General features: G+C 38.1%; 13 protein-coding genes. 2 read left to right on the forward strand and 11 right to left on the reverse strand.

What is annotated here, in order from left to right; all coding sequences use genetic code 11:
* Positions 1 to 1,759, reverse strand: a 1,759-nt coding sequence (cas9, locus tag BU038_RS09625; protein ID WP_107605852.1) for a type II CRISPR RNA-guided endonuclease Cas9, incomplete at its 3' end; no start/stop codon positions are given.
* Positions 1,760 to 2,387: 628 nt separating this feature from the next.
* Between cas9 and BU038_RS09630 the strand changes: the two genes are divergently transcribed.
* Positions 2,388 to 3,734 carry a PepSY-associated TM helix domain-containing protein gene (locus tag BU038_RS09630; RefSeq protein ID WP_107605853.1) on the forward strand — a complete coding sequence of 449 codons (1,347 nt, stop codon included), beginning with the start codon at positions 2,388 to 2,390 and terminating at the stop codon, positions 3,732 to 3,734.
* Positions 3,735 to 3,794: 60 nt separating this feature from the next.
* Here BU038_RS09630 and BU038_RS09635 read toward each other — a convergent pair whose 3' ends face one another.
* From BU038_RS09635 to allC, 10 genes are all read right to left on the reverse strand, one after another.
* A complete protein-coding gene (locus tag BU038_RS09635; RefSeq protein ID WP_107605854.1) occupies positions 3,795 to 4,172 on the reverse strand; it encodes an iron chaperone in 378 nt (125 codons plus the stop codon).
* A gap of 130 nt (positions 4,173 to 4,302) precedes the next feature.
* Positions 4,303 to 5,517, reverse strand: coding sequence for a CynX/NimT family MFS transporter (locus BU038_RS09640; protein ID WP_107605855.1), 1,215 nt, complete (start codon positions 5,515 to 5,517; stop codon positions 4,303 to 4,305).
* 167 nt (positions 5,518 to 5,684) lie between these two features.
* Positions 5,685 to 6,626, reverse strand: coding sequence for a carbamate kinase (arcC, locus tag BU038_RS09645; RefSeq protein ID WP_107605856.1), 942 nt, complete (start codon positions 6,624 to 6,626; stop codon positions 5,685 to 5,687).
* Positions 6,627 to 6,633: 7 nt separating this feature from the next.
* Entirely contained in the window at positions 6,634 to 7,407 is a 774-nt protein-coding gene (locus BU038_RS09650) for a DUF2877 domain-containing protein (protein WP_107605857.1), read from the reverse strand.
* Positions 7,404 to 8,669: a DUF1116 domain-containing protein gene (locus tag BU038_RS09655; RefSeq protein WP_107605858.1), complete on the reverse strand. Its 1,266-nt coding sequence runs from the start codon at positions 8,667 to 8,669 to the stop codon at positions 7,404 to 7,406. Before BU038_RS09655 ends, BU038_RS09650 begins: the two co-directional genes overlap by 4 nt.
* Complete coding sequence (locus BU038_RS09660) at positions 8,669 to 10,420, reverse strand: acyl-CoA synthetase FdrA (RefSeq protein WP_107605859.1); 1,752 nt, start codon at positions 10,418 to 10,420, stop codon at positions 8,669 to 8,671. Before BU038_RS09660 ends, BU038_RS09655 begins: the two co-directional genes overlap by 1 nt.
* Positions 10,421 to 10,435: 15 nt before the next feature.
* Positions 10,436 to 11,485: an ureidoglycolate dehydrogenase gene (gene allD / locus BU038_RS09665; protein WP_107605860.1), complete on the reverse strand. Its 1,050-nt coding sequence runs from the start codon at positions 11,483 to 11,485 to the stop codon at positions 10,436 to 10,438.
* A gap of 107 nt (positions 11,486 to 11,592) precedes the next feature.
* Positions 11,593 to 12,624, reverse strand: a complete 1,032-nt coding sequence (gene allD / locus BU038_RS09670; protein WP_107605861.1) for an ureidoglycolate dehydrogenase — start codon at positions 12,622 to 12,624, stop codon at positions 11,593 to 11,595.
* Between the two features lie 17 nt (positions 12,625 to 12,641).
* A complete protein-coding gene (gene allE, locus BU038_RS09675; protein ID WP_107605862.1) occupies positions 12,642 to 13,430 on the reverse strand; it encodes a (S)-ureidoglycine aminohydrolase in 789 nt (262 codons plus the stop codon).
* Positions 13,431 to 13,453: 23 nt separating this feature from the next.
* Entirely contained in the window at positions 13,454 to 14,686 is a 1,233-nt protein-coding gene (allC, locus tag BU038_RS09680) for an allantoate deiminase (protein ID WP_107605863.1), read from the reverse strand.
* A 194-nt stretch (positions 14,687 to 14,880) separates the two neighbouring features.
* On the opposite strand from allC, the gene BU038_RS09685 reads away from it, so the two are divergent.
* Positions 14,881 to 15,696 (forward strand): alpha/beta hydrolase, encoded by an 816-nt coding sequence (locus BU038_RS09685; RefSeq protein ID WP_241963168.1) that lies wholly within the window; start codon positions 14,881 to 14,883, stop codon positions 15,694 to 15,696.
* The last annotated feature ends 139 nt before the right edge of the window (positions 15,697 to 15,835 follow it).

Raw genomic sequence — 15,835 nt, forward strand, 5'->3', positions numbered from 1 at the left:
TTCTATTTCCCTTCTTACTATTCTCTTCTTGTTTTACTAGCACTTTATTATTGAAAGAGTTATCAAAAGAAACAGAACGAGGAATAATATGATCAACTTCATAATGATATGGATTATTAAGTAAATCTTCTAATGGAATAGATTCCAATGAATACAAACATTTTCCTTCTTGCATATCATGCAGTTTAATCTTTTCAATTAAAAACTTAGCTTTTTCTTTACCAGTTTCCTTAATGATTTTTTCGATTCTTTCATTAGTCTGAGGGTTTCTTTTCTGCATTTCATTAATGAACTTTTGCGCCTCTTTAGAATTCTTTTCTCTTGCTAGCTCAATAATAATATCTTTTGGCAAACCGAATTTTTTAATGATGGCATTAATCACTTTGATAGATTGAATGAATGAACGTTTCACCACTGGTGATAAGATAAAATCGTCTACTAAAGATGTTGGTATTTCTTTTTGTTGGCTTAAATCCACTTTTTTCGGCACAAATTTCAAACGATTGAAAATGGTCATTTGGTTATCACTTGTGTGCCATAATTCATCTAATATTAAATTGATAGCTTTTAAGGAGAGACGATGTGTGCCGGTATAACCAGTTAAATTTGAAATTTGTTCGATTTCTTCTTGTGTCAATTTTGGTTCCAGTTCAGTTAATTCTTCTTGTATATCTTCTGCTGACTGATAAATCGTTAAAGTTTCAGCAATTTGATTGAGTAGATCAGCATTCTCCAGAATTTCTTTTCGAGGTGTAATACCTTTTATATCATGATAAATTTTAAAATTAGTGAATTCTGGTTTACCTGTACTCGTTACACGATAACCTTTAATATCTTCTTCATTCACAAGTATCTCTTTCGCAATTTGTTTGAGTGTCGGCTTTTTCTTTTGTTTAAAGACATTCTCAATGATCTGGAATTTCTCATAATACTCTAGTTTCTCATTCTCATCTCGTGCAATAATCAAGTTATTTAAATCATTTAGGGCATTGTATAAATCAGCATTATAAGCATATTTAACACTTCGTAATTCCTCAGGGAAATATGTACAATGTCCCATTAACATTTCATACCATTCTTTAATATCCTTCCATCCAAATGGACTACCTTCTCCTGGACCTTCATAGTATGTTCTTCTAGTTTCTAATAAGCTGATATATGTCTCTATGAAAGTTTCGTCAATTTTATGATGATTGCTTTGTATCTTTAATAACTGCTTCGCTTCTTTGATGTAATCAGATGTTTTGAAGCGATTAGCTGCACCTCTTACTCCGCCTTGTTCTTTTAATCGTTCTAATTGCAATTCCGCAACATATTTATCTTCCAAGGCTTTATTATTTCTTGCGATTTGTTCTTTAGTGGATAATTCATTGCCTGTATCTTCTTCCACATCATTTACATTATGTACACCTCTGCGCTTTGCTAAATGAAGCAATGCCACAGAAAATTCTTCATCACTCAATTTTTCATTTAGTCCTTTAACGCGAACTTCATATGGATTTATTCCACTTATTTCACTGTCTTCATTTAATAATTTATAATCAAACAACAATTTTTTCACTCTTTGTAATCTATGTCTACGACGTCTCTTAAGTCGTCTTGCCCCTCTTTTTGATCGTCGTCCTTCATTATTTTCTACATTAGCTTCTTTAAATAAACGAACACCTGCATCTATCACATCTCTTGTTTCATAATCAATAATTCCATAACCCACTGATGTAATTCCGATATCTAGCCCTAATATATAATTTCTATTCATATGACCCTCCTAAGATGTTTGAATTTTTTGATTTTTAATATTAAAAAAATCTCGCCAACAAGTTGACGAGATAAACACGGCATTTTGCCTTGTTTTAGTAGATTCTGTAATTTTAGGTATAAGTACAGCACATATACATTGTGCTATACCTAAATTATATTTTATCTAATATTGTAAGTCAACGCTTAAGATGTGTAAATTTTACACTGATCTTTGGATGCAATTCATCAAAAACCACTTCAGTTGTAACCACATTAGCTGCTAACACTTCTGCATCTTTCACAATGTCATTAATTTCAGTAAGAATTAATGCTAGCGCAACTAATGTTGTTAAAGCTTTAAAGGAGATTTTTTTAGTTGTAACTATCCCCTCTTATTTATTATTACGAATATGTAGCCAATACAAAACAACAAAACTGCTTTTCTACATAATACATTTAACAAACCTAACTCATACGAGGCTCTAACTTTCCTTTTTCTTTTATCTATAATTTTCACACTTCCGTCATACAATTTTCAAAATATGGCAAACATTTGTCCTTTCATCTATTTAAAAATCTGTAATAATATAACGTAGCTTTTATATAAAGCGAAATCATTACAATTTATATAGATAAAGAGGTAAACTATGAAACCCAACACATTTAATCCGATGCAGCGATTACACTTTTATGCTGCGGTCTTTATTACGCCTTTATTAATTACTTTGACTTTGTCAGGTATTGCTTATCTTTTCTTCCCTGAAGTTGAAAATCAATTGTATAAGCATGAGTTTTACGGTCAAAGCGAACATACAAAACAACAATCTATGACCGATGCGATTAAACAAATCGAAAAAGAACATCCTGGTTATACTATTAATAAAGTCAGTGTGATGGAATCACCTTATAATAACCGTATTACGATTGGTGATATGGATGGTAATTCTTACTATATTTTTCTAGACAATCATAATCAAATTGTCGATCAACAAAATGCGAAATACACCTATTCCAATATGGTCAGAAGTATACATAGTTCCCTTTCGACCGAGAATACTGCGATTAACTACTTAGTTGAATTAACCGCATGTTGGACTGTTTTTATGATATTATCTGGTATTTATATGTTAGTACGAAAAAAGTTATTAAAATCTAACAACAAAGTACTTAAATTCCAAAAATGGCATGCGATTATTGGGTTAATAATCGCTATTCCGATGTTAATCTTAGTTTTTACAGGTTTACCTTGGTCTGGCTTCATGGGTGCTAAAATCAACCAAATTTCAACAGCTTACCCACAATTAGGTCAAACTCAACTCGTCGCAAATCCACCTAAATCAGAAGCCAATGAAATTCCATGGGCTTTAAGACAAAAAGCAGCACCACAATCAGAAGGTGGCGGCCATCATGGCAGTATGGCGATGCCGATGACAAATATTCCTGGTCAATTATCTTTAGATAAAGTGATTCACAACGCTGAAAAGCAAGATTTAACACGTCCTTTTGCGATTGTTTATCCAACCAGTCCTGATGGTTCCTTTACGCTATCTAAAGCCAGCAATAGTGGTGTAACCGGCTTTGATGTTGCACCAGAAAAAGAAACCACACGCTATATGGATCAATATACAGGTAAACAATTAGGTAAAGTGAATTATCAAGATTACGGTATCCTAGCGAAATGGTTAACTTGGGGCATTCCGCTTCACGAAGGCCACCTCTTCGGTATGGCCAACAAAATCATTAACTTACTCGTATGTATTGCCTTTTTAGGCGGGATTTTCTTTGGCTTCATGTCTTGGTTTAAACGCTTAAAACACATGAAACAAGCTGAAATGCTGCCAAGACGTGTGAAAAAGCCGATGTCTATTTCACTTATAATCACTTTAATTATTCTAGGTGTTTTAATGCCTTTATTCGGCTTCTCACTTATTATCGTCTTTATGATAGAAGCACTCTTATACTTCAAAGGTAAACGAAATAAACAATTGAATTAGTTAGCAGAAACAAACAGCGCAACCCTGGGAGGCTGCGCTGTTTGTATGTATTTACATTGCTTATTTATAATGACGCCAAAAAGACGTAATATCTGCTTTATCCTCTATGTTGAATTGAATCATATCCTTTAATAAGTCATAGTCTATATCTTGTGTCCATTTAATGCGGAATAAGTTTTCTGTATACGTATAGCCATTTGCATCAAAACGTTCAATAAACGGCTTCATCCCTGCTGCTTCAGGATTAACAGAGAAATGTGCCTTCGCACGGCTGAACCCGATAATATATGTTCCATGATGCGTATACATCGGCTGATTCCACTTAATTACTTTCTCTAACTCAGGAAAGGTTTCGTCTACCCAGTTAAAAACAGTTGTTAAAATTTCCTTTTGTTTTGGATCTTCGATTTTATTTAAATACTCATTAAAATTTTCCATTGATTTCACCCTTTATTTCGACTTACTTCCATTATATGAGACCATTTTCAAAAGGGCTATGAATGAATCTCTAAATTTTCATTAAAAAAGCATGACAGTGTAAGTCTATTTACTGTCATGCTTAAAGTAACTATGCTAATTCATCTTCTACTTCACCATGTGAAGAAAGCAATCCAAATACATAGAATAAGACACCCATCGTTACGAGTGAAATAATTCCAGAAATCCATCCACCAGTTACGTCATGTAGTAAACCGATTAAGAATGGTCCGATTGCGGCGATAAAGTAACCGATTGATTGACCAAAGCCTGATAATGCGATACTGCCATCACTTGTACGTGCGCGGATTGAGAAGAATGTCATACATAAACTAAATCCAGAGCCCATACCAAAGCCGGCTAGAATCATACCGATAATCAATAGCGTAAATGATTGTGAGAAGAACAGTGCGAATCCGATAATAAAGAATGCGGACACGATTGTTACTAATAATTTTTGGTTCTTCATACGTGACGCTAAGATAGGGAAAATGAATGTCATCGGTACTTGTGCGAATTGGTTCAGCATCAATAAGTAACCTGCAGTTGAGGCATCTACGCCTCTATCTACTAAGATAGATGGTACCCACGCAACAACTGTGTAGAAAATCATTGATTGGAAGCCCATCATAAATGCGACCATCCATGCGAGTTTAGAACGGCTGATTTTAAATAACTTCTTCTCTTCTTTTGCTGCTTCTGCAAGCATGGCTTTCTCTTGTTTTGTACCTGACAACATTTGCGGCACCCATAAAATAATCGCAATAATCGCAAATACTAACCAGAAAGCTAACGATAGGCGATATGTACCCGCTTCAGATAACGGATAACTTAAGCCGCCGCCTAAACCTGCAGTAAAGTTCATCGTACCACTGTATAAACCTGTCATCAGACCGATTTGAAGTGGGAATTTCCATTTTACATAACTTGGCAGCACAACGTTACCAAAGGCAATACCGATACCTAATAACACTGTACCTATGATGAAAATTGGGAATCCGCCAGAAACACGTACGATTAACGCAATAATGACTAATATTGTAGATAAGAATACCGTCTTAGACATCGTTAAACGCGAAGATACTTTAGATACAAACGGTGATACAATACCGAAAATCAAGAGTGGGATTGTAGTTAAAATACCTGCCACACTGTTATTAATCGCTAGTGCATCTTTAATTTGATCAATAACCGGACCTACAGCTGTTAAAGGTGCACGTAATGTTGAAGCGACAAAGACCATCGCTAGAACAATCAACCACGAATCGCGCAATCTATGTTTTTGGAAGCGTTCATCCTGTACCATATGCTCACCCTTTCTTCATTTATTTAAGTTTATTTGAAAATAAAGAGAGAGGTAGGACAGAACCTAATCTCCCCACCTCATTGAATTAACTTTATTCTATGTCTTTCGTTTCATCAATGCAAGTACAGGTATAGAAGATTAACATACCTTACTATGCATCACGTCACTTATTTACTTAAAGTGATACGTGTACCTGCTTTACCTTCTAAAGCATCGACAGCATCTGCTAATGAGCAGATAATCGCTTCTTTACCTGTTTTCGCGAATTCAATCGCAGCTTGGATTTTCGGTAACATACTACCTGCTGGGAATTGACCTTCCGCAACATATTGTTCAGCTTCCTCAACTGAGATATTTTCTAATTTCGCTTCATTTTCTTTACCGTAGTTGATATAAACATTCGGTACGTCAGTTAACATAATGAACGTATCAGCGTTCACTTGTTCAGCTAATTTCAAGCCTGAACGGTCTTTATCAATAACCGCTTCTAAGCCGTGAATTTTACCGTTGTCGTCACGATATACTGGGATACCGCCACCACCAGATGAAATCACAACTGTGTCTGTCATTAAACGTTTAATCGCATCGACACCGTTGATGACCATTGGTTCAGGTGAAGGTACAACACGACGATAGCCACGGCCAGCATCTTCAACCATAGTGAAACCTTGTTCTTTTTCCATGCGTTTTGCTTCTTCTTCAGAGAAGAACACACCGATCGGTTTCGTTGGATTGTCGAAAGCCGGATCATCTTTGCTGACTTCGACCATTGTTAAAAATGACACAACATTTGAATCGATACCGCGTTGGTATAAACCATTTTTCAATGCACTTTCCATCATATAACCGATGAATCCTTGAGATTCAGCGTTACATACATCAATCGGCATTGGTGAAACTTGGTCTTTAGCCGCTTCGTTTTGAACGATGATGTTACCTACTTGCGGACCATTACCATGTGTCACAACAATTTTGTGTCCACTTTCTTTAATGTCGGCCATTTTGCTTGCCGCATTTTTTACGTTGTTATATTGATTTTCAAACGTTGTTTCTTGGCCAGGTTGTAAAATTGCGTTACCGCCAAGTGCTAAAACAACATATTTACCCATTCTTCTTTCACTCCTTCAATAAAGCTATAGACATACCATAAAGTGTGTCTTTACCTGATGATGAGCCTACTTGGAGAAGTTTTTCTAACGTCGACTTAGAGGCATCTTCCATCAAATCAGTTAATTTAGAACTAAAAACACGTTTAACCGCGTACTTTAAAAAGGTTTGGCTGACCAATGTTGTTAAAGGTTCATCAACCAGCTGTTCAATTTCTGTTAAATGCTGGGATTGAATAAACGGTCTAATAAAGTGAACAAACAACATTCCTACTAACATATCATCGCCTGATGGCGTCAAACCTTGTCCTCGACCTATTAAATAGCGTAATTCAGTCTTCGCATCACCATGTGGGTTTGACAATGCATCATAAATCGATTGCATTTTAGCAGGATTAAAATCCCCGTCAGCATATTCACTGAAATCAAATGCTTGGATGCTTTCCTTTAATTGATTCAAATGAACGTCTTTAAAATTTTGACTCGCTTTAAATGCATTCACATTGATATTAAGTTGTAAGTTGCGATCAAACGCTAAAGCGCGTGGATGTGCTTTTAACGTTTGACCCACCTCGATCGATTGTAGTAATCGGTCTCTGGTGTATGCATCAACTACAACTCCAAATGGAAACAAGCCATTTTCAGTGGTACCGATAAAGATGAGATTGTCATCTTTATCCACCACATTAAAACCTTTGTTAAAGCGGCTATGCACTTTAAGTTCTGTTGTGTGATTCAAGATTCTGCTTGCACTTGCGCCAATGGCTTGTGCTGAGAGAATCATCCATTAAATCCTAGTTTTTCAGCATAAGCTGTGATTGCTTTTTCGAAGCATTCGATTGGTGGTTGTACAGTACCTGCACCAATTTGACCGAAGCCGGCAATTTTGTGTGCAATACCAGTGTTGATGACTGGTGTGATACCTTTTTCAACAACTAAGCGAGCATCGATACCTAAGCAAGCACCTTTGAAGTCCCAAGTCGGGATAGAGAAGTTAGGGTTCTCACCGATACAAATTTCAGTCATTTCGTCTGAAGTTGCTAAGGCATCTGCAAAGCCGCCGCTACCTACGAAACGTGTAACTGCAGGTGCTGCGATCATTGCCATACCACCGACACCGATTGTTTCAGTAATTGCTGAGTCACCGATATCAGGGTTAGCATCGTCTGAAGAATAACCTGTGAAATATAAACCTTGTGGTGTATTTACAGGTGCTGTGAACCATTCGTCACCCATACCAGCGATACGGATACCGAAGTTTTCACCGTTACGGCACATTGCTGTAACGATTGTACCGTGTTGGATTTCACGTGCAGCATCCATCATTGCTTTACCTGTTGCCATCGCAACGTTTAAGAAGAATTGGTCAGTGTCTGCTAAGAACTGAATTACTTCTGTACGTTTTTCAGGTTCAACATCTTCTAATTCAGAGATGATTGGCGCAACTTCTTTTAAGAATGCTAATGAAGCTGCAATGTTACGTTGGTGGAATTCGTCACCCATTGCGATTGCTTTCGCAATTAATACGTTAACGTTTAAGCCGTCTTCCATTTGACGTACAGCTTTACCTAATACTGGACCTAATACGTCTTTCATCCAGTGTAGACGATTTACAACTGTTTCATTGTAAGCACCGAAACGTAATACCGCGCCGATACCTTCGTTCATTTGGCAATAAGCTTCATTGCCGCTTTCTCTGTTTTCAACAACCAATACAGGCATGTTCATTGAAGTAATACCGCCCATTGGTCCTACTGCGTTTACGTGATGACAAGGAATGAATTCGATTTTATCATTTTCTAATAATTCACGTGCAGCATCTTCGTCTTTTGCCCATCCTTCGAATAGGATTGCACCGATACATGCACCTTTCATTGGATCAGTCATGTTTTCATATTTAATCGGTGGACCAGCATGTAGTAAAACACGCTCTTTCAATTCAGGAATTTTATCTTTCGCAGGTACCACGTCAACTAGGAATGGTGCTGCTGCGATCATTTTATCTATGACAGCTTGGTTTGCTTCATCAATTGTTTGGTAACCCATTATACAGACTCTCCTTCATAGTTGTTTAAGAATTGTAATACTTTCATTAGTTTTTCGTCTCCGCCAGCAACTGGTCTCCAGTTGAATTGAACAACATCTGCGCCGCTTTCATCAATTGCAGTCGCAAAGCTTTTTAGTCCAACGTTGATAACACTTGGTGTTGTGTTGATTAATTGAAGAATCTTATCATCTACTGATAAGTCAACTGGTGTTGCTTCGAATGACTCTTCTTTCAATTCAGGTTGTTCAGCTTTATGACCTGTTAATTCGATTGCTGAACGTACCATTTGATCGTTTGTTTCGCAGATTTGTGCACCTGCTTCTTCTAATGTTTTGATTTGTTGTTCATAGCTTTGTGGATCGTGGTCAGTACCAACTACTGTTGCTAATACTGCAATGTCACGACCATTTGCTTTTGCTTCGCTGATGATGTCTTCGATAGCTGGTGCTAATTGACCTGCCATATCATCATGGCTGCCGTAACCGATTACGTTGTCTAACATAATCACTGCAGTGCTTTCATCATTTGCTGCTTCTTGTAATTTTTCGATACGTTTACCTGGGTCGATCATTGGGTGAGGACGACCTTGTGTATACATGTCATCACCTAAGTCAATGATTTCATGGTTGCCAGCTTTGTAAGTGAAACCTTCTGTAGTTTCATCTTTTAAGCCGTCGAACGCATCTTTAACAAGCATTGCTGCTTCACTTGCTAATGTACCACCTGAGTAGTAACCTTTGATGCCGTCTTGGCCATCTTTCAATGAAGCTTTGATTTCTTTAGTTGCTGGTTTGAATTCAGGTTTTTCACCATTAGAAAGTTGAACTGATACACGTGCAGCTTCTTCTAGTGTATATGCATGATAAATGTTTGCTTCAGTGTATTCTGGTTTGTGACCTAAGAATAATGTCACAACTGGTTTGTCGATATTACGAAGCAAGTTCAATACTTTTTCTTCTACTTCTTTAGCTGGTGGTTTTGAAACAACTGTAATCACTTTAACAGCTGGATCTTGTGCTAACGCTTTGATACTGTCCATCATTGTGATAGCACCGACTTCTGTTGACAAGTCACGGCCGCCTGTACCGATTGCGTTAGTTACACCTTTACCTTCACGGTCAACAATTGTAGTGATTTCTTGGATACCAGTACCTGATGCACCTACGATACCAATGTCACCTTTGTTCACGATGTTTGTGAAAGCTAATGGTAATGAATGGATAATACCTGTACCACAGTCAGGACCCATTACAAGTAATCCTTTGTCATGTGCCATTTCTTTCAAACGTACTTCGTCATCTTTAGGTACGTTGTCACTGAACATGAACACATGCAAGTTATTTCTAAGTGCTGTTTCAGCTTCCATAGCCGCATATTGACCAGGAACTGAAATCAATGCAAGGTTTGGATTGTTCGCTTTATCTAACGCTTGGTTCCAGTTAGAAACTTCTTGTGTTGATTCAGCTTTATCATCTTCTGCTTTACCTTTTAACTCGTCTTCAACTTGTTGATTCACTTCATCAACCATTGATTCATCATCTGTATCGATCATGATAACAATATCGTTTGGTTTTGCTTCATCTAGTTCAGGTGAATCGAAGCCTGAAGCTCTGAAGATGTCTTTGTTTGCGGGTGTACCCATCATAATTGATACTTTATTCACGCCGTCCATTGCTGATAATTTGTTTGATAACAACATCAATACAATAGAGTCTTGATACGTATTCTCTTTAATGATTGTATATAACATAATAGTCCTCCATTATTATTCTGCAAATCTGTTTTTACCGTGATAACGGTCGTAATGCACATCATCTGACTTCAAGTAGTCATAGATGTCATCTACAATTTCAATACCATCTTTGTCATAGCGTTCACTACGTAAACGTCCACGTTCACCTGGGTAGTAAACTTCGCCATAACCTTTCGCAGCTGGTTGTGCTTTCAACTCATCAATCATCGTTGAAAGTTGTTGTTTGAACTGTTTAGGATCAGTGAAGTAAGCCGGATTAATTACCACATGTAATTGGCCTAAATCTCTGCCTTTTGTTAAATCTTTGTACATTGATGACACGTGACCGCCGAATGGTAAACCAAGCAAGCTGCCTGATAAGATATCTACCATCATCATTAAGCCATAGCCTTTAGGACCTGCGACAGGTACTAAAGCGTGTACCGCTCTTGAATCTGTAGTAGGTTCACCGTTTTCATCTACTGCCCATGTATCTGGGATAGATTGGCCTTTTGAACGTGCATCTAATACTTTGCCCCATGCTTGTACAGTTGTCGCCATATCAAATGTAATCACACGATCATCATTTGTCGGTGCACTGAAAGCAATCGGGTTTGTACCGAAATATGGTTCAGTTCCGCCGAATGGTACAACCATCGGGTCAGATTGGCACATACTGATGCCGACCATATCTTGGTCTGCTGCCATTTCAACGAAATAGCCTAGTGCGCCACTGTGGCTGATATTTTTCACGCCAACCACGGCAATACCATTTTCTTTCGCCATGTCAATCGCTTTGTCCATCGCTTGTTTTGCTGCTTGGTGTCCTGGGCCATTGTCGCCGTGGAACACTGCAGAAGATGGACCTGTTTGTTCAAACTCGTAATTCGGATGAGTATTAATACCACCCTTGGCAATACGTTCTGCGTAATATTCAACACGTACTGCACCATGAGAATGAATACCGCGATGGTCTGCGAATGTTAAAACATCTGAGACGTCAGCAGCTGCATCTTCTTGCAAACCTGCTTTCATCAATTTATTTTTCATTAACTCATAAAGTTCTTTTTTTGTAACACGCATCACTAAAACCCTCCTGACTTTTTTGAAGATTCTTGCAATTCTTTAGTCTACAAAACTAAATAAAGAGCGATGCCGGTGCAATGACCAGCACCGCTCATTCAATTGAATTAGTAAACTTGTTCTGACTTCATGTAGTCATAGATAGATTGCGGAATTGGAATACCTGTTTCTTCGTATTTTGCTTCCACATCTTCTTGAATTTCACCTGGATAGTAGACTTGGTCAAAGCCTTTCGCAGGATCAATATCATGAAGTTCTTGAACCATTTGTTCCATTTGTGATAAGAATTGCTCCTCGTCACCGAAGTAACTTGGGTTAATCACTAAATGGAATTGGCCGAGACGACGGTACGCACTGTAATCTTCATACATTGAAGACACATGCTGACCAAATGGTAAGCCAAGCAAGCTGCCTGATAGAATATCTACCATCATCATTAAGCCGTAACCTTTCGGTCCAGCTGCTGGCAACAATGCGCTGACTTTATAAGGGTCTGTCGTCGGTTCACCTTTATCATCCACCGCCCAAGTATCTGGGATTGAATGATGTTTTGAACGTGCGTCTAAAATTTTACCCCACGCTTGTACAGTTGTAGCCATATCAAAGACAATAGGCTTGCCATCTTTACGAGGTGCACCAAATGCAATCGGGTTCGTACCGAAGTAAGGTTTTGTACCTCCGAATGGTACAACCATCGGATCTGATTGGCAGACACTTAATGACACTAAACCGTGTTTACCAGCCATTTGTGTGTAGTAACCAATCGCACCGCTGTGTCCCATTTCTTTGACACCTACAGCAGCAATACCATTTTCTTTCGCCATTTGAATCGCTTCTTCCATCGCATGGTAAGCTGCGTAATGGCCGACTGTATTATCTGCGTGATAAATACCTGTAGATTTGCCTGTTTTTTCAAATTTAATTTCTGGTTCTAAGTTGAATCCGCCTTTTGCTGTACGTTCTGCATAGTAGCGCAAGCGAACGGCACCATGAGAATGGATACCGCGCGCATCTGCGAATACCATCAGCTCAGCGACTTTATCTGCATACTTGTCAGGCATGCCTGCAAGCATAAGCTTTTCTTTAAATAATTGGCGTAACTCATCATAGCCAACATAAACTAAATTCTCTTCACTCATGATTTAGAAACCCTCTCTTATAGTTCGATGTCACGGTTAGCATCTTTAGAGTAGATATATGCGAATGGTTCTTCTAATCCGATAGCATAAGTTGCTTGTGGTGCATAAGCGCCCATGAAGATATAGTCACCTTTGTCTACTGGTAACCATTCATTGTCTAGGTTGTACATACCGCGGCCGCTTAATACGTAAGCACCGTGTTCTTGTACGTGTGTTTCAACATAACCATGTGAAGCACCTGGTTCGAATGATAAGATGTGAATGTTCATATCATATGCGATATCTTTTGGTAATAAGTCTTGAACTAATACTTCTTTCATACCTTCATATGGTTCAGCTTTGATATCATTTACGTTGCCTGTCACAACTTCTGGTTTGTGACCTTCAAGTGGTTGGTAACGTTTTTTGTATAAGAATACACGGCTGTCTTCGTTATTGTTGTTGTTTTCGAATTTCATTACTTGATCAGCTGGTACGTATAAGTAGCCACCTTGTGATAATTCGTATTTTTCATCGCCAGCATACGCATTGATGTTTCCGTATACAACATAGATGAATGTTTGGATTCCGTCTCCGCCGAATCCTTGTGTGTTGCCGCCTTGGTCTTTCAATGTTACTAGGTAGTCAACGAAACGTGCACCTAAACGTGGTGAACCTAAAATAGTAACGTCGCAATCTTCGAATCCTGGTACCACGTTATTTACTAAACCGTCTGGAACGATAACTGCGTAATTGTCTTTTTTGATAACTGCTCTTGTTTCTAATAAACCTTCTCTATAACCTTGATTGTGATTTAAGTAACCCATTATTAAAAACTCCTTTACATTAATTATTCTTTGTAAGCTAATTCATATAAAACGTCTTTTAATACTTCGATTCCTTTTACTAAGTCTTCGATGTTCGTTTCTTCTTCAACGTTATGACTGATGCCGTTGATAGATGGTGTGAACAACATTGCTGTCGGCACAAATTTCGCAAAGATTTGCGAATCGTGTCCGGCACCTGATGCCATGACTTTATATTGTTCTTTACCCACTATTTGGTCAGCTGATTGTTCGATTCTATCTACTAAACCTTTGTCCATTAAAACCGGGGCTTCGTCCATCCATAAATCAATGTCGTAATCTAAGCCTTCTGACTCAGATACTGATTTGATTGTTTCTGTGATTTCGTCAGCGAATTGATTTAATGCGTCTTGATCAATATGACGTGTATCAATACTGAAGACAATTTCACCTGGGACTACGTTAACTGTGTTCGGTACAGGATCAACACGACCGAAAGTCAGTACTAACGGATCGCCGATTTCTCTAGCGCGTTGTGTTAATTTAGAAGCAATCTCACTAAATCCTACAACTGCGTCTTTTCTTAAGCCCATCGGTGTTGTACCTGCGTGGTTCGCTTCACCTTTCAATGTAACTGTGTAGCGTTTTTGACCGACGATACCATTGACTACACCAATTGCTTTGTTTTCAGTTTCAAGCACTTTCCCCTGCTCGATATGCACTTCAACAAAGGCTTTGATGTCATCGTGGTTTTGGTCTTGTTTTCTGTAGTCAAAGCCAGAGTCTCTCATCGCATCTTCAAAACGCACACCTTCTGCGTCTGCAATCTCTTCAACTTCTGATTTGTCTACAAGATTGAAGTAGTTTTTACTGCCCCAGAATGCGAATGGGAAACGACTGCCTTCTTCTTCAGCTAAGGCAAGCACTTCTAAAGAACGAAGGGGTTGGCCATGTTCTTCTTTAAGTGCTTTCATTGCTGTCACAGCAGCTAAGATTCCGAATTGACCGTCTAAATGACCGCCTTCAACGACTGTGTCAATATGAGAACCTGAAACAATTTTTTCATCTGGATATTTACTGCCTTCCAAACGACCTGTTAAGTTGCCGACGTCGTCGAAAGTTGCGTCAAATCCAGCTGATTCTAATGTTTCTTTTAAAGCATGCACGGCTTGCTGCCATTCATCAGAATAAAGCAAGCGTGTAATTCCTCCGCCAATCAAACCGCCGTATGCGGTAAATTGCTTATCTAAAGCTTCAAAAGAGGAACGGATGTTCATATTCAACAACTCCTTTTCATCTCACCATCTATTATAAATGTTTACTTTTGTTACTACATCTACAATTCCGACAATTAACATCCTCGTATTTATTCATTTTGTACAAATACGATAGATATAAGGTTTGGGATAATTATTTTGGGTAATTATGAACGAATTCAATCAATCTAACATAATCAAAGGAGGTTCTTTTGTTGTCAGAAACAAAACACATCACAACCCAAGACCAATTTCAATTAACGCAACTCATTACACCCGCTCAAAATGAACCTAAAGGTATCATTCTTTACTTTCATGGCGGCGGACTGATTTTCGGTCAACCTGATGATTTACCGCAAGCATACGTTGATTTATTGACTGAAGATTTCACAATGATTTCAGCTGACTATCGTTTAGCACCTGAAAGCAACATCGATACGATTATCAATGATGCCTTAACACAATTCGACGACGTCAAAGCCAATCATACAGATTTGCCAATTTTCTTATTCGGTCGTTCAGCAGGTGCGTTTTTATCTTTAATCGTCGCTTCTAAACGTGAAGTACAAGGTATCTTAGATTTCTATGGCTATAGTCGTTTCCACGTACCGCAATTCTTACGTGCAAATCCACAATACAAAGCCATGTCCCAACAAATCACGCCAGAACTTTTGAATAATATGATTCAAACAGAACCTTTAACACAAGGTGATTTGCAGACACGTTATCTCATTTACCTTTATGCACGTGGGCAAAACGAATGGTTGAAGCTATTAGGTATTCAACAATCTACAGATGCAGCCTATAATATTGCACCTAAAACACTAAAAACCTTCCCACCGACGTTTATTGTGCATGGTAAACAAGATCCAGATGTGCCGTTCGGCGAAGCGCAACATTTAGACCGCAACATTCCAGAAACAAAATTCATCGCATTTGATAATAAAGACCACGATTTCGATCGTGAAGTCAATGACTTTAATTTAGATATCTATCAACAAGCTAAAGCTTTCTTATTAAATCTTGTTTAAATGTGACAAAAGGGGCTGGGACATAAATCCAGTCTCAAATAAAAGCCGAGGAGAATCTTTAATGATTTTCCTCGGCTTTTTATATAAAATACTCATATTATTTCAAAAAAATAAAGCCCTCACGTATAATTAGAGAATA

Source organism: Staphylococcus simulans, from assembly GCF_003043455.1.
GTDB lineage: Bacteria > Bacillota > Bacilli > Staphylococcales > Staphylococcaceae > Staphylococcus > Staphylococcus simulans_A.